Genomic DNA, 14,131 nt, shown 5'->3' on the forward strand with positions numbered 1-14,131 from the left:
GCGGGTGACAAGGACATCCCCGGCGTAGAGGACGCCCCTGCCATCCAGCGGGTTGCCAGATTCCGGCTAAGTGGTTGTAACCAGGTAAAACAGGGTCAGATGTGACTGGTGTGTCAGCCGTCGCAGTCGGGGGTGCACAGCCGGCGCTCCATCCCCTGGAGGAAGAAGTCGCGCACCTGGAGCGGGTCCTTGGCGATGTACGCCTCGCCGCCGGTGGCCTTCGCCACCGCGTCCATCTGCTTCTTGCCCGCCTGCGCCTCCGGGCCGAACGCGATCAGCAGGATGCTGACCGGCCGCTGCGGGTCGTAGGTCTCTTCCAGGAACCGCAGGATCTCCGCGTTGCCGACGCCGCCGTCGGGGTCGTCGTTGCCGGCGCCGTCGGTCAGGATCAGCAGCGTGTTGATCCTGTCCCGCGCGTAGGTCCTGGTCATCTCGGTGTAGGCGGCCTTGAGCGTGTCGTTCAGCCCGGTGTCGCCGGTGGCCTTGGCCTGCACCGTGGACAGCTCCCTGGCCAGCACGTCCTTGCGCAGCGCGCCGTCGATGCTCTCGGTCAGCGGGCCGACCGGGACGACCTCCTTCCAGTCCTTGCCCCGGCCGTCGAGGTGGGTGGAGAACATCCACACGCCCATCTCCGAGTCCGGCGGGAACAGCGCCAGGCCCTCCGTGGCGATCTTGCTGATGGCCCGCATGCGGGTCAGGTTCGTGCCGGGCACCGGCAGCGCCATCGTGCCGGAGACGTCGAGCAGGGTGAGCAGGCGGGTGCCGAGGTTGAGCCTGCTCCAGGTCTGGCTGACCGTGGCCACCGTCTTGGCGTCGGGCGCGGGCAGCGCCTTGGGAGCCGCGGGGGTGAAGCCCTCGTCCTCCGACAGCGCGCCGCCGGCCTTGCCGTCGGGGTCGCGGAAGCCCTGCGTCCGCAGCACCTTGCGCGCGGAGTCCTTGGACAGCTCCTGGCGGAAGTCCGCCGCGGCCTTCTGCGTGGCGAGGTCCTTGGTCAGGACGGTGAACGGGTAGTCGAGGCTGAGCGTGCCCTCGGCCGGGTAGAGCGCCACGGCCGGCGTCTCCGGCTTCTTGGTGTTGTGCGTGTGGATGGCCTGCTCGGAGCTGACGCCGATCGGTACCTTGCCGCCGGTCTTGACCGTGAGGCTGGCCAGCAGCGCGGCGGAGTCGGCCGCGACCTGGCCGGACAGCCGCTTGAGCGCGCCCACCAGCGCCTTGGTCTGGCCCGTCTCCCTGGCCACGCCGGAGGCGGCCATGAGCGCCGCCAGCCCGGCCGAGCTCTTCTGCGGATCGAGCGCGACCACGCGGACCTTCTTGCCGGGGCCGTCGGGGTCGGCCGCGTTCGCCGCCGCCACCAGGGTCGACCAGCTGGGCTTGAGCGCACCCTCCAGCTTGGTCACCGAGGACCTGGCCGCCGCCAGCACCACCGGCGAGCTCGCGATCGAGCCGGCCGGCTGGGGGACCGCCGCCTCCGCCGGCCTGCCGGCCGACTCCAGCCGGCTCAGGACCAGGCTGGAGTCGGGCACCCAGACGTCACCGGCGAACTTCCCGGCCGCGACCGCGCTCGCCGCCTTGGCGGAGGTCTCCTTGACCACGGTGACCTCGACGCACTTGCTGTCGATCGAGTGCAGGGCCTTGGTGTACGTGCCCGCGATCTTGCTCAGCGCCGGCTGCACGTCGGGGCTCGCCACCACCCGCAGCGGCAGCGTGCCGTCGGAGCAGTCGTGCTCGCGGTTGAAGATGACGAAGGCCGCGACGCCCAGCAGCACCGACAGCGCGACGGCCCCGGCGAGCGGTACGAGCACCCGTCCCCGTCCGCCACGCGCCCGTCTGCGCGAGGTGCGGGGGGCTGGATCCTGGGCTCGGTAGCCGCCGTCGAAGTCGTCTGTGCGGTGTCGCCCCACGGCTGTCCTCTTGGTGTTCTTGATCGCCTGGCTGGCCCTGATCTTCCGGAGACCCTGGCGGTTGGTACTCCGCGATACCCGGGGAACGATACTCGGTACGCTTGCTGGGGGAAAACACCTCTTTTGGTGCACTTATCACTCAAGGTCACCATCAGTGGTGGCAAACGTGACCACGCCAGGCTCTGATCCCCTCCCGTACGGCGACCACGGCCAGGGCCAGCGCCACGATGGGATCGACCCACCACAGCCCGAAGGTGTTGAGCCACAGCCCGGCCAGCACGCCCGCGGCCGTGGCGCCGCAGATGATGTTCTGGGTGCCCTCGCCCTCCGTGGCGCCGGACCCCAGCCGCGCCCCGAGCCGCCGCTTGATCACGCCCAGCACCGGCATGCTGACCAGGCTCACCGCCGTCACCACGATGCCGAACACGCTCACCTGCGGCCGGTGCCCCGCGTCCAGGTCGTGGCCCACGTGCAGGACCAGGTAGGGGGCGAGCAGCCAGAAGCTCACCGCCACGGCCCGCCGCGCCCGGTGCTCGGCCGTCCGCGACAGCGTGCGCGCCCCGGTGAACCGCCACACCACGATCAGGCTCGCCAGCGCCTCCACCAGCGCCGCCAGCCCCCACCCGATCAGCGCCACCGAGTGCGCGCCGAACCCGGCCGCCAGCCCCAGCGTGCTCTCCACGCCGAGCCAGACGAGCGTGACCACCGACAGCCACCGCGCGTGGCGTGCCGCCCGCAGCCACTCGGCCGACGCGGCCGGATGCTCATGAACCCGCTGATCAGGCATCGCCGACCTCCGCGCTCTCCGGCTGCCGAGCGTCGGCAGCGTTGCGTACCTCATTCATTACAGAGCGTGACCATAGACGCTGAGGGCGAGGAAAGCCAAACGCGTGGGTATGTCATGATCAAGCATTCACGCTGAGGGGGGCCCGTGCCGTTCACACCCAGCCACGTGGCGGCGGTGCTGCCGTTCATCTCCTCGCCCCGCCTGCGCCGCTTCGCCGACCCGTGGGCGCTGGCGCTCGGGGCGATGGTGCCCGACCTGCCGATCTTCCTGCCGATGCTGCCCGACTACAGCGACTGGCACTCCTGGCGGGGCGTGGTGACCGTGGACCTGGCAGCGGTGCTCATCCTGCTGGTGCTCTTCCACGGGCTGCTCCGCGATCCGCTCCTCGCCCTGCTGCCGCCAGGGCTGGCCGGCCGCGCCGCCACGCTGCGGCCCACCTGGCCCCAGCTCGTCCGCGGCGTGCCCGCCATCGTGGCCGGCGGCCTGATCGGCTCGGCCACCCACGTCGGGTGGGACTCCTTCACCCACTCCACCGGACCCGGGGAGTGGGGCGCGTGGCTGTCGGTCACCGTGCTCGGCGTGCTCCCGCTGTTCCGGGTGCTGCAGTACGTCTCGTCCGCGGTGGGGCTGGCGGTCGTCGTGTGGTGGGCCTGGCGGGGCCTGTCCAGGATGGCGCCCGTGCCGCCGCCCGCCGACCTGCGCACCCCGGCCCGGGTCCGCTGGACGGTCCTCACCTGGGGCGCGGTGGGGACCGTGGCCGGCGCGCTGGCCTGGCCCCGGCTGGACGAGCCCAACCCCGTCTTCGGCCTGCCGGGCGTCATCACCAAGGTCGGCGCCGGCACCGTCGTCGGGCTCTGCCTGGTCCTGACGTGCTACGCGGCGGTCTGGCAGGTCAGGCGGCTCATGGCAGTATCGGAACGTGCTTGAGAACGTCACGGACGCCGCCGACCCCCGCCTGACCGACTACACCCGGCTGCGCGACGTCGAACTGCGCAAGAGCCTGGAGGCCGAGCGCGGCCTGTTCCTGGCCGAGGGCGAGAAGGTGATCAGGCGTGCCGTCGGCGCGGGCTACCCGATCCGGTCCGTCCTGACCACCCGCCGCTGGCTCCCGCAGCTCGCCGACGTCCTCGGCGACGCCACCGTGTACGTGGTCAGCGACGAGGTCATGTCGGCCGTCGCCGGCTTCCGGATCCACCGCGGCGCCCTCGCCTCCATGGCCCGCCTCCCGCTGCCGTCCGCCGCCTCGCTCCTGGGGTCCGCCACCCGCCTCGTCGTCCTGGAGGACATCGTCGACCACGCCAACGTCGGCGCGATCTTCCGCTGCGCGGCGGCGCTCGGCGTGGACGGGATCGTGCTCTCGCCCCGCTGCGCCGACCCTCTCTACCGGCGCGCGGTGAAGGTGTCCATGGGGGCGGTCTTCTCGATCCGGTACGCCCGCATGGACAACTGGTACACCGGCCTGGACGAGCTGCGCGCGGCCGGCTTCCGCACCCTCGCTCTCACCCCGGACCAGTCGGCCACCCCGCTCGACGAGGTCAAGCTCGCCGACCGGGTGGCGTTGCTGCTCGGCGCCGAGGGCGACGGCCTGTCGTCCAGGTGGCTGCACGAGGCCGACGAGCCGGTGTGCATCCCGATGAGCCCGGAGGCGATGGACGCCGGGGTGGACTCGCTCAACGTGGTGGCCGCCGCCGCGATCGCCTGCCACGGCCTGATGCGCAGACGGTGAGGCCCCTTCTCGGGCCACCCGTCTCAGGCCACCCGGGAGGACGGCGCCACCCAGGTGTTGCACGACTTGGGGTCGCCGGAGGCGAACCCGCGCTTGATCCAGGCGCGCATGTTGGCCGTCTTGCCGTACCAGCGCTCCTCGCCGCGCACGTCGCCTTCGAGCAGGCTCAGCAGCTCGCGGAAGTCACGCGACGACCGGCCCTTCAGCGGCCAGACGCTCTTGAGGAAGGCGCCGCCGAGACAGTCGGCCTGCAGGCTGGAGCGGCGCCCCTGCTCCAGCAGCTCGGATCTGCGGTCGTAGGGCTCGTCTTCGTAGGCGTCGGCGATGCCCACGACATTCTGCACGTGATAGCCGTACATGGCCGCGGTGTGGTGGAACAGCCACAGGTCGTCCGGGTCCTTCAGCCAGTCCTTGCCGAGCTGGACCATAATCGTCTGGTTTCTGTCGCAATACAGCATTTGTGAGGGGTTTTTGGAGTACTCGAAGTCGCAGTACTTCTTCGGAACCCGATTGACGTGCTTGACCCGTACCTTGTCGAAGGCCACGCCGGCCTTGCCCAGGTGCGCGCCCCACGTCCTGTCGAGACAGGCGACGATGCCGTTGATGTAGGCCCTGGCCTGCTTCTTGTCGCCGGACCTGACGCGCTTTTCCGCGCACTTCGTCCGGGGGAGCGGACCTGTTTCGTAGAGATCGTTGGCGGTGAGCTCAGGGCTCTTGATCGGGTCCACGGCGGCGCCGGCCGCGGTGGCGGAGAAAGGGAGGGTCAGCGCGGCCATCGCCATTGTCATGCGAATTTTCACAAGCCGTAATATTAGGGATAGCGCTTGCTCTCAGCAACCGAAAACGGCAGAGGACGAAATTCCAGGATTTTTGTGGCAACTGATGTGGCTCCGGTCCGTCCCCGCGCCATCGCGGAATGTTCCCGACCGGATCGGGCCCCGAGATTCCGCCTACCAGCGGACGGGAGCGTGGGCGTTGTCGAGCGGCGGGCCGACGCCGGCCGGCGGGGCCGCCCACAGCACCGCGTTGGCCAGCACCCGGCGCACGTCAGGATGGTGGTAGACGGGATACTTCTGGTCCCCGGGGCTGAAGTAGAAGATCCGGCCCAGCCCTCGCCGGTAGCAGCAGCCACTGCGGAACGCCTCGCCGCCGCCGAACGAGCTGACGAACACCAGCTCGTCCGGCTCGGGAACGCCGAACGGCTCGCCGTAGGTCTCGTGCTCCGGGATGACGAGCGGGCGCGGCACCCCCTCGGCGATCGGATGGCCCGGCGCCACGGTCCACACCAGCTCGCGCTCGCCCGCGTCGCGCCAGTTCAGGGTGCACGTGGTGCCCATCAGGGAGCGGAACAGCTTGGAGTAGTGGCCGGAGTGCAGCACCAGCAGCCCCATGCCGCCGAGCACCCGCCGCCGCACCCGCTCGACCACCTCGTCGGCGACCTCCTCGTGGGCCGAGTGACCCCACCAGGTGAGCACGTCGGTGTCGGCCAGCTCCTTGTCCGACAGCCCGTGCTCGGGGTCGTCCAGGACCGCGGTGCGGACGCGGACCCGCGCGCCGAGGTGCTCGGCCAGCCCTGCCGCGATCGCGCCGTGCATCCCCTCGGGGTAGCGCCGGCGCACGTCCTTCTCCTGCCGCTCGTGGCGGTTCTCACCCCACACCGTGACCTTGATCGCCATCTCACGCCCCCTCGTGATCCCCTACCGTGGGTGCCGTACCCTCATTCCGCCCAGCTCATCGGCGCCGGCGGCTCGAAGGAGCTGGTCAGCTCGACCGTCCCGCCCTTCTCGTACGAGGTGCGCGCGGCGCAGAGGATCTCCACCACGTGCGCGGCCTGCCGGCCGGTGGCGCGGTGGGGCCGTCGCTCGCGGATCGCGGCGGCGAGGTCGCGCACCGCCCGGCCCCACTCGACCCCCCGGTACGGCTCGCGCAGCGGCGTCACCGGCAGGGGCGGCTCCCGGAAGGCGCTGATCTCCAGCGGCGCGTCGAAGTCGTGCCAGCCGCGCAGCAGCAGCGACCCCTCGTCGCCGTGGAACTCCATGCCGTGCTGGCTGGTGTTGTACCCGTCGACGTAGAAGTCGCAGGTGAGCCGGAGCTGGACGCCGCCGTCGAACTCGAGGTTCGCCACCACGTAGTCGGGCGTGGTCAGGGTGAACGGCGTCCCGTCGAGGCGGGTCCGCTGCGGGTGCAGGGTGGAGGCGAACGCCGTCACCCGCCGGGCCGGGCCGAGCGCGGCCGTGGCGATCGTGAGCGGGTAGACGCCCACGTCGAACAGCGCGCCCACCTCGTAGAAGCCGACAGGCTCGGGGTGCCAGACCTCGATCCGGCCCCAGTTCACCTCCGCGTACACCAGCCGGACGCGGCCGATCGCCTCCTCGCGCAGCAGTTTGAGCGCGGTCTGCTGGGACTCGCCGAGGAAGGTGGCGGGGGCGGCGCCGAGCCGCAGCCCGCGCTCGCCGGCCAGCGCCACCAGCTCGGCCGCCTCCTCGTACCGCAGCGCGAGCGGTTTCTCGCTGTGCACGTGCCGGCCGGACTCCAGGCAGCGGCGGATGACCTCGTAGTGCGCCTTGTGCGCGGTCAGGTTGACCACGATCTCGACGCCCGGGTCGGCCAGCAGCTCGTCCAGGGTCTCGTACGCCCGCGCGCCGTGCGCGGCGGCCAGCGTCCGGGCCCGCTCGGGGTCGGCGTCCTGCGCGCCGAGCAGGTCGATCTCCGGGTAGGCGGCCAGGTGGGTCGCGTACCGCTGGGCGATGTTGCCGCACCCGACGATCGCCACGCCCGTCGTCCCCATACGCGTCTCCCTCGGAGGAATCAGCACTTCGATCATCGAAACTACGCGTACCGCACAACAAGGGTCAATGACGGGCAATGATGTGAAAACCTGCCCTTTGCGCCACTTGACTGGCCGACTATAGGCGCGGCGGCGCGGTCGAGGCGCGGACGACCAGCTCATGGGGGAAGAGCAGCCGCTCGGGCTCGTCCGGAGGCTCCAGCAGCAGCCGCCCCGCCGCCGCCCCGATCTCCTGCTTGGCCTGCCGGATCGTGGTCAGCCCCGCCTCCTCGGCGGCGCTGTCGGAGAACCCCACCACGGACAGGTCACCGGGCACGTCCAGCCCCAGGTCGGCGGCGGCGTCGAGGATGCCGAGCGCCAGGACGTCGGTGTTGGCCAGGATGGCGGTCGGCCGCGGCGTGCGCCCGAGCAGCGCGTGGCCGGCCTCCCTGCCGGCCGCCCGCGAGTTCCTGGCCAGCTCGTAGAACGGCACGGACGCCCAGTCGACGCCCGCCGAGACGCAGGCCGCCTCGTAGCCGGAGCGCCGCCCCCGCATCGCCTCGAACACCGCCCCGCGCTGGCGGGCCGGGTCGGCCCAGCCCGTCCGGCCGTCGCCGTGCAGGCCCACCATGGCCACGCCGATGCGCCGGTGGCCCAGCTCGATGAGGTGGCGCGCGGCCCGCGCCCCGGCGGCCGGCTCGTCGATGCCCAGGAACGGGTGGCCCGGCACGTACGGCTCGTCGACCACCACCACGGGCAGCCTGCGAGACAGCACCTCGGCCAGCGCCGGGTGGCCGTCGGGCAGCGAGACCACGCAGAACGCGTCGACCACCGCGTCGAGCACCGGCGGCGTGCGCGTGCCGCCGCGCGGGAGCGGCAGGATGAGCAGCCCGACCCCGGCCTCCTCGGCGGCGGTGGCCAGCCCCCGGAAGAACCCGAGCGCGTACGGGTCGGCGAAGGCATAGGCGAGGGTCTCGCTGAACAGCAGCCCCACGGCGCCGGCCCGGCCCAGGCGCAGCGAGCGCGCGGCCGCGTTGGGGCCGGCGTAGCCCAGCTCGTCGGCGACCTGGAGGATGCGCCGCCGCAGGTCGTCGCTGAGCTGGTCGGGCCGGGAGAAGGCGTAGGACACCGTCGCCCTGGACACGCCCAGCCGATCGGCGATCGTCTGCAGAGTGACCCTGGCCATCGTCCCACCGTAGCGGATCTCTTGCGCGTGCCCTCTTAATCGATTAAGGTCTTAATGGATTAAGAAGGAGGGTTTCATGGATGCCATGCAGGTCCTCGCCTACCGGACCGCGATGGGACACCAGGAGTCGGCGCACGCGGCGCTGCCGGACGCGCCGGTGCTGCCGCATCGGGAGCGGGCCCGGGTCAGGGTCCGCCTGGCGCACACGCTGCGCTGGACCGCCGACCGCCTCGACCCGGTCGTCGAGTGCTGATCCCCGGCTGATCCCCCCGCTGGGCCTCAGCCGAGGACGACCTCCCCGGTGGCGTACTCCAGCAGCCGCTCGGCGGTCGCGAACCGGCGCTCGTCGCGATCGCCGAGCAGCACCCCGATCACCTCGCGCCCGTCGCGCTGAGCGGCGAAGAGCAGGCAGTACCCCGCCTTGCGGGTGTAGCCCGTCTTGACCCCGACGATCCCGGGGGTCCGGCCGAGGAGCTTGTTGGTGTTGCGCCAGGTGTGCGCCGGGTGCAGCGCCGTCTTGGCCACCCGGTGCGTCTCGCGGCCCACGACCGTCCTGAAGGCCGGGATCTCCAGCGCGTACCGCGCCAGCAGCGCCTGGTCGGCGGCCGTGGAGTAGCCGCCGTCGCGCGGGGTGGGCATCCCGTCGGCGTTGGTGTAGAGGGTGTCGCGCAGGCCCATCCGCCTGGCGGTGCCGTTCATCTTGGCGACGAAGGCGGGCTTGCCCGGCCCGTAGGTGCGGGCCAGCGCGTTCGCCGCGTCGGCGCCGGAGGGCAGCATGAGCGCGTACAGCAGGTCCCTGACCGTGAGCCGCTCGCCGGCGCGCAGGCCCGCCGTCGCCGCGCCGCCCCTGGCGGCGTAGCGGACGTCCTGCGCGGTGACCGTGACGATCTCCGTCAGCTTCGCCTCGCGCAGCACCACGTACGCGGTCATCACCTTGACCAGGCTGGCCACCGGCACCCGGGCGGTCTCGCGCTTGCCGAAGTGGACCGTGCCGGTGGAGTCGATCACGAGGGCCTGCTTCGCGGCCACGGCCGGGGCGTCGGCGGCCGGGACCGCGACGGCGGGCGCGGCGGGGACCCCTACGGCCAGGGCGACCAGGGCGGAACCTGCGAGAACGGCGATGCGCATGCGCACCATGGTGACATCACGAGGCCGTCGATCCGGTGAAACATGCCGATAAGGAGGTCAGGCGGCCAGCGTCTCCTGTTTCGCCCGCTTCCTGCGCCGCCAGGCGATGTAGGCCGCCACCGCGGCGACCACGGCCACCGCGACCAGCGCCGCCAGGACCGGCGACTGGGCGGCGAGCCGCAGCCACGCCCAGAGCGCGACCATGCCCCCGAACCACCACAACGGCGCCCAGGTCAGGCAGCCGAGCGCGCTCGCCACCACGTACCAGGGATAGGACACCCGCAGCGCCCCGGCCACCCAGGGCAGCGTGTGGCGCAGCATGGGCACCCAGAAGCAACCGTAGACGGCCAGGGCCCCCCACTTCTCCACGACCCGCTCGATCCTGGCGATCCGCTCCCGGCCCATCCGCTCGCCGACGCGCGACTCGTACAGCTTCTCGCCCAACCGGCGGCCGCCCCAGTAGTAGACCTGGAACACCGCGAACAAGGCGATCATGAGGATGACGCCCACCAGCCAGTACGGGAGACCCAGCCAGAACGGTTCGGCCGGCGCAGGCAGGACGAGCGGGAAGTGCCTCATGGCGGACTCCACACCCCCAATCGTTAGGTCAGGCTTACCTTACTTCAGCTTGCAATCGGCTGCCATACCGGCCTGCAAGCCGCGGTCAACCACCTCCCAGTACACCTGAAGCGAGCGAAAGAGGTGGGTGACGATGGCGACGAGAAGCGGAGCGGTCCTGGCGGGCGGTGCGGCGAGCGCGGTCAAGTTCACGGTGGCGGCCCTGGCCTTCACCGCAGCCTACGCCGGACTGTCGGCCTACGGCACCGCGAACTCCGCCCCGGCCGCCACCCTCGCCACCGCCCCGGCCACCGCCCCGGCCACCGCCCCGGCCACCGCCCCGGCCACCCGTGCGACCCTGTCGGCGCGGGAGACGCCGGTCACCACCGAGCCGGCCGCGCGGGCGCTCGCCGCGGGCACGGTCACCGTCGGCGCGCTGCCCACCGAGCCGGGCTGCGTGAAGACGTTCGTGGCCCGCACCCTCATGGTCAACCCGGACACCGGCCGGACCGTCTCCTACAGCTGGAAGCTGGCCCGCTGGAGCCCGGCCGCCAGGACCTGGCGCACCTACCTTGTCGACCACTCCGGCTTCGCCGGGGCGCGCGAGACGGCCGAGTGGGAGGCCACGATCTCCGGCAACCCCGGCTGGTACCGCATCGAGCTGGCCGCCGAGGGCGCCAAGACGATCAGGAGCGACCGGTTCCAGGTGCGTTGCTGACCGAGCGCTCCGCGGCCTCCACCCACCGCGGCACCCCGACCCGCCGGGCCACCTCCAGCGCCTTGAGGTAGTGGTCGCGGGCCGCCTCGGGCTGGCCGACCCGGATCGCCAGGTCGCCGAGCGTCAGCGCCACCGGCCACAGCGCCACCACGCCGGTGCCGGCGCCCGCCACCCGGTCGGCGAACGGCTTGAGCTTGTCGTAGCAGTCGACCATCCGCTCCCGGTCGTCGAGCAGCATCCCGGCCAGCGCCCGCCACGTCATGGCGAGCTCGTACAGGAAGTCGGGACGGACCGGAGGGCGCACCGCGGCGACGGCCTTGGCGTCGGCCTGATGGCCCGCCGAGGCCAGCGCCAGCGCGTAGGCGTCGAGGGTCCACTTGGCGCCGCGCTGGTGGGCCTCGCCCAGCAGGTCGACCATCTCCGAGGCCCGGCCGTCGACCAGGTGGAGGCAGAACGTGGTGATCAGCGGCAGGTCCTGGCGGCCCTCCAGCATGCCCGCCCTGGCGGTCAGCCGGGCCGCGTCGCGGTAGGCCCGCTCGGCCGCGGGGTAGTCACCGGCGATCATGCGCCGCAGCCCGACGTACCAGGCGTGCACCGCGGCCGGCGCCGACAGGTCGTACTGGCGGGCCAGCTGGTCGGCCGCCGCGGCGTGCTCGTCGGCCACCGCGAAATCGCCGCGCGCCGCCGCGCACTCCAGCAGCACCAGGTGGGCCAGCGCCTGGGTGGCGATCTGACCGGAGCGCCGCGCCACCTCCAGCAGCTCGCGGCCGATGCTCTCGCGGGTGTCGACCGCGGGGATGTCGTAGGACTGGCGCAGCCGGGCGCTCAGCGCGACCGCGATCAGCGCCGGGTCGCCGCTCTGCCGGGCCACCTCCAGCGCCTCCAGCGACGCCTGGCGGCCCCGCTCAGGGGAGGAGGAGCCCTCCAGCTCCAGCGCCAGCGTCGTGAGCAGGCTGGCGCGCAGCGACTGCTCGCCCTCCGGCAGCTCCGACAGCGCCCGCTCGGTGATGTCGACGATCTCCCACGCGGTGCGGGTGAAGTCGCGGGCCATGCCCTTGTGCGGCACCGCCAGCGACGCGGCCACCCGGGCCGTCAGCTCCAGGTCGCCGAGCGGGAGCGCGGAGTCCATCGCCTCGCGCCGCAGCAGCCGGGCCGCCGACATGTCGCCGCAGAGCGCCAGCGCCTTGATGCGGCGCAGCATGAGCTGCAGGCGCTGCTTGGTGTCGCCGCCGGTGCGGTCGAACGCGGCGATGGCCTGCTCCCACAGCGTGGCCGCCTCGCGGTGGGCGAAGCGCCGCTCGGCCTGCTCGGCCGCCAGCCCGGCGTAGTGGACCGCCTTCTCGGCGGCGTCGGCCAGGAAGTAGTGGTGGGCCAGCGCCGCCACGTCGGACGGGGCGCGCCGCTCGATCACCGCGGCGACGGCGGCGTGCAGCCGGGTGCGGCGCAGCCGCGAGGCGTCGGAGTAGATCGTGTCGCGCACCAGGTCGTGGTCGAACCGCAGCAGGCCCGGCCCCGGCTCGGTCACCAGCCCGGCCAGCAGCGCCGCCTCCACGGCCTCCACCACCGCGTCCTCGTCGCCGGCCACGTCGACCAGCACGTCCACGTCCACGTCCCGGCCGATCACCGCGGCCTGCAGCAGGATCTGCTGCGCCCCCGCGGGCAGCCGGGAGATGCGCCGCCGCAGCACGTCGCGCACCCCGGACGGCACCTGCGACAGCACCTCCGCCGCGCTCGCCCGGTCGGCCGCGCCCTCGGCGTCGAGCAGGCGTACGGTCTCGCGCACGAAGAACGGGTTGCCCGCGGTGCGCTCCACGATCGACTCGACCGCGTCGTCCTCGATCTCGCGCACGCAGGTGGCGCGGACGAGCTGCGCCACGGCCTTCGGGTCGAGCCCGGACAACGACACCCGCACCGGCCCGAGGCGGGCCAGCGCGGCGAGCACGTCGGCCTGGCTGTCGTCGAGCTCGCTCTCGCGGCAGGTGACCACGAGCAGCACCCGGCTGGTGGCCAGCAGGCTGGGCAGCGCGCGCAGCAGCGCGAGCGTCTGGTCGTCGGCCCAGTGGAGGTCTTCGAGCGTGAGCAGGACGGGTGAGCGCCTCGCCACGCCCGCGAGGTAGCCGCCGACGGCGCGGTGCAGCCGGAAGCCGCCCGACACCTCGTCGTCGTCGGGGTCGGGGGCGGCGTCGTCGAGCAGCGGGGCGAGTAACTGGGCGTACTCGCCGGCGCCGGTCACGCCGACGAGCGTGCGCAGGATCTCCACCCACGCCCAGCCCGGCGGGGTGGCGCTGGAGTCGGGGCAGGCGCCGGAGGCGGCAGTCCAGCCGTCGGTGGAGAGCCTGCTCTGGAGCTGGCGGAGCAGCGTGGTCTTGCCCGCGCCGGCGACGCCCGTGACGATCGCCACCTGGAAGCGGCCGGTGCGGGCGGCGGCCGTGGTCAGCCTGGACAGCTCGGCGTCGCGGCCGACGAACGGCTCCGGCTCCAGCGGCGGCGGCTCGACGGGCGTGGCCGGGCGGGGCGGCCAGGTGTCGGCCACCGGGACCGGCCTGGACGGGCGCGGCGGCGGGGCCAGGTCGAGCTCGGGCGACTGGGCCAGGATGTCGGACTCCAGCTTGCGCAGCGCCGGGCCGGGGTCGATGCCCAGCTCGTCGGCGAGGATGCCGCGCGCCCTGCGCAGCGCGGCCAGCGAGTCGCCCTGCCGGCCGCAGCGGTAGAGGCCGAGAGCCAGCAGCCGCCAGCCCTCCTCGCGCAGCGGGTGCTCGGTGGTCAGCGCCTCCAGGTCCGGCACGGTCTCGGCCGGCTGGCCGAGGCGCAGGCCGGTGTCGGCGTGCCGCTCGCGCGCCACCAGGCGCAGCTCGGCGAGCCGGTTGACCTCGGCCTCGGCCCACTGCTGGTCGGCGAAGTCGGCGTAGGGGGTGCCGCGCCACAGGCCGAGGGCCTTCTCCAGGCGGCCGCGCGCCGACTGCGGGTCGCCCTCCTCCAGGTGCTCGCCCGCCGCGCGGACCAGCTGCTCGAACCGGAGGGCGTCGACCTGGTCGGGCGCCACCCGCAGCGCGTAGCCGGAGGCGACAGTCACCAGCAGCCGGTTGGGCCCGCCGCGCGGACGGCCCGGCTCCAGCACGCGGCGCAGCCGGGAGATGTAGACCTGCAGACCCGACTGGGCGCCCTTGGCCGTGTCGTCGGCCCACAGGTCGTAGAGCAGGGTGTCAACGGGCACGACCTGGCCTCTGGCCACGAGGAGCCGGGCGAGGACGGCCCGCTGCCGCAACCCGCCGAGGTCGAGTTCGTCGTGTTCGTACGCCTCGACTGGCCCCAGAACTCGGAACGCCACCATGTCAGCCGCCACGCTATGCGGGCTTCCGA

13 protein-coding genes are annotated in these 14,131 nt (G+C 72.9%); 4 read left to right on the forward strand and 9 right to left on the reverse strand.

Going from position 1 to position 14,131, the window contains the following annotated elements; genetic code table 11:
- Window positions 1-113: 113 nt before the first annotated feature.
- Together ACQEUU_RS33270 and ACQEUU_RS33275 are read right to left on the reverse strand one after the other, a co-directional pair.
- Window positions 114-1,802 carry a substrate-binding and VWA domain-containing protein gene (locus ACQEUU_RS33270; protein WP_433073384.1) on the reverse strand — a complete coding sequence of 563 codons (1,689 nt, stop codon included), beginning with the start codon at window positions 1,800-1,802 and terminating at the stop codon, window positions 114-116.
- A gap of 250 nt (window positions 1,803-2,052) precedes the next feature.
- A complete protein-coding gene (locus ACQEUU_RS33275; RefSeq protein ID WP_433073387.1) occupies window positions 2,053-2,688 on the reverse strand; it encodes a hypothetical protein in 636 nt (211 codons plus the stop codon).
- A 144-nt stretch (window positions 2,689-2,832) separates the two neighbouring features.
- On the opposite strand from ACQEUU_RS33275, the gene ACQEUU_RS33280 reads away from it, so the two are divergent.
- Together ACQEUU_RS33280 and ACQEUU_RS33285 are read left to right on the forward strand one after the other, a co-directional pair.
- Window positions 2,833-3,615 (forward strand): DUF4184 family protein, encoded by a 783-nt coding sequence (locus ACQEUU_RS33280; protein ID WP_433073390.1) that lies wholly within the window; start codon window positions 2,833-2,835, stop codon window positions 3,613-3,615.
- Window positions 3,608-4,414: a TrmH family RNA methyltransferase gene (locus ACQEUU_RS33285; RefSeq protein WP_433073393.1), complete on the forward strand. Its 807-nt coding sequence runs from the start codon at window positions 3,608-3,610 to the stop codon at window positions 4,412-4,414. The genes ACQEUU_RS33280 and ACQEUU_RS33285 overlap by 8 nt, the downstream gene beginning before the upstream one ends.
- A gap of 23 nt (window positions 4,415-4,437) precedes the next feature.
- Here ACQEUU_RS33285 and ACQEUU_RS33290 read toward each other — a convergent pair whose 3' ends face one another.
- The 4 genes from ACQEUU_RS33290 to ACQEUU_RS33305 form a co-directional block, all read right to left on the reverse strand.
- Entirely contained in the window at window positions 4,438-5,202 is a 765-nt protein-coding gene (locus tag ACQEUU_RS33290; protein ID WP_433073396.1) for a neutral zinc metallopeptidase, read from the reverse strand.
- Window positions 5,203-5,364: 162 nt separating this feature from the next.
- Complete coding sequence (locus tag ACQEUU_RS33295; protein WP_433073399.1) at window positions 5,365-6,090, reverse strand: ThuA domain-containing protein; 726 nt, start codon at window positions 6,088-6,090, stop codon at window positions 5,365-5,367.
- 41 nt (window positions 6,091-6,131) lie between these two features.
- Window positions 6,132-7,202 (reverse strand): Gfo/Idh/MocA family protein, encoded by a 1,071-nt coding sequence (locus ACQEUU_RS33300; protein ID WP_433073402.1) that lies wholly within the window; start codon window positions 7,200-7,202, stop codon window positions 6,132-6,134.
- Between the two features lie 118 nt (window positions 7,203-7,320).
- Complete coding sequence (locus ACQEUU_RS33305) at window positions 7,321-8,367, reverse strand: LacI family DNA-binding transcriptional regulator (protein ID WP_433073405.1); 1,047 nt, start codon at window positions 8,365-8,367, stop codon at window positions 7,321-7,323.
- A gap of 76 nt (window positions 8,368-8,443) precedes the next feature.
- Between ACQEUU_RS33305 and ACQEUU_RS33310 the strand changes: the two genes are divergently transcribed.
- A complete protein-coding gene (locus ACQEUU_RS33310; protein ID WP_270157718.1) occupies window positions 8,444-8,620 on the forward strand; it encodes a hypothetical protein in 177 nt (58 codons plus the stop codon).
- Window positions 8,621-8,646: 26 nt separating this feature from the next.
- On the opposite strand, the gene ACQEUU_RS33315 is transcribed toward ACQEUU_RS33310, so the two are convergent.
- Complete coding sequence (locus tag ACQEUU_RS33315; protein ID WP_433073408.1) at window positions 8,647-9,495, reverse strand: D-alanyl-D-alanine carboxypeptidase family protein; 849 nt, start codon at window positions 9,493-9,495, stop codon at window positions 8,647-8,649.
- A 57-nt stretch (window positions 9,496-9,552) separates the two neighbouring features.
- Window positions 9,553-10,074 (reverse strand): DedA family protein, encoded by a 522-nt coding sequence (locus ACQEUU_RS33320; protein WP_433073411.1) that lies wholly within the window; start codon window positions 10,072-10,074, stop codon window positions 9,553-9,555.
- Between the two features lie 133 nt (window positions 10,075-10,207).
- Here ACQEUU_RS33320 and ACQEUU_RS33325 point away from each other — a divergent pair, with 133 nt between their 5' ends.
- A complete protein-coding gene (locus tag ACQEUU_RS33325) occupies window positions 10,208-10,771 on the forward strand; it encodes a hypothetical protein (RefSeq protein WP_433073414.1) in 564 nt (187 codons plus the stop codon).
- On the opposite strand, the gene ACQEUU_RS33330 is transcribed toward ACQEUU_RS33325, so the two are convergent.
- A complete protein-coding gene (locus ACQEUU_RS33330) occupies window positions 10,740-14,102 on the reverse strand; it encodes a BTAD domain-containing putative transcriptional regulator (protein ID WP_433073417.1) in 3,363 nt (1,120 codons plus the stop codon). The two genes, ACQEUU_RS33325 and ACQEUU_RS33330, sit on opposite strands and share 32 nt — an antisense overlap.
- Between the last annotated feature and the right edge of the window lie 29 nt (window positions 14,103-14,131).

Origin of the sequence: Nonomuraea sp. CA-218870 (assembly GCF_050936535.1) — a bacterium.
GTDB lineage: Bacteria > Actinomycetota > Actinomycetes > Streptosporangiales > Streptosporangiaceae > Nonomuraea > Nonomuraea corallina.

Excerpts from the sequence above, each read along its gene's own strand:
- ACQEUU_RS33300 (WP_433073402.1), bottom strand. The coding sequence starts at position 7,202 with ATGGGGACGACGGGCGTGGCGATCGTCGGGTGCGGCAACATCGCCCAG.
- ACQEUU_RS33295 (WP_433073399.1), bottom strand. The coding sequence starts at position 6,090 with ATGGCGATCAAGGTCACGGTGTGGGGTGAGAACCGCCACGAGCGGCAG.
- ACQEUU_RS33325 (WP_433073414.1), top strand. The coding sequence starts at position 10,208 with ATGGCGACGAGAAGCGGAGCGGTCCTGGCGGGCGGTGCGGCGAGCGCG.
- ACQEUU_RS33305 (WP_433073405.1), bottom strand. The coding sequence starts at position 8,367 with ATGGCCAGGGTCACTCTGCAGACGATCGCCGATCGGCTGGGCGTGTCC.
- ACQEUU_RS33310 (WP_270157718.1), top strand. The coding sequence starts at position 8,444 with ATGGATGCCATGCAGGTCCTCGCCTACCGGACCGCGATGGGACACCAG.
- ACQEUU_RS33275 (WP_433073387.1), bottom strand. The coding sequence starts at position 2,688 with ATGCCTGATCAGCGGGTTCATGAGCATCCGGCCGCGTCGGCCGAGTGG.
- ACQEUU_RS33320 (WP_433073411.1), bottom strand. The coding sequence starts at position 10,074 with ATGAGGCACTTCCCGCTCGTCCTGCCTGCGCCGGCCGAACCGTTCTGG.
- ACQEUU_RS33290 (WP_433073396.1), bottom strand. The coding sequence starts at position 5,202 with ATGACAATGGCGATGGCCGCGCTGACCCTCCCTTTCTCCGCCACCGCG.
- ACQEUU_RS33330 (WP_433073417.1), bottom strand. The coding sequence starts at position 14,102 with ATGGTGGCGTTCCGAGTTCTGGGGCCAGTCGAGGCGTACGAACACGAC.
- ACQEUU_RS33315 (WP_433073408.1), bottom strand. The coding sequence starts at position 9,495 with ATGCGCATCGCCGTTCTCGCAGGTTCCGCCCTGGTCGCCCTGGCCGTA.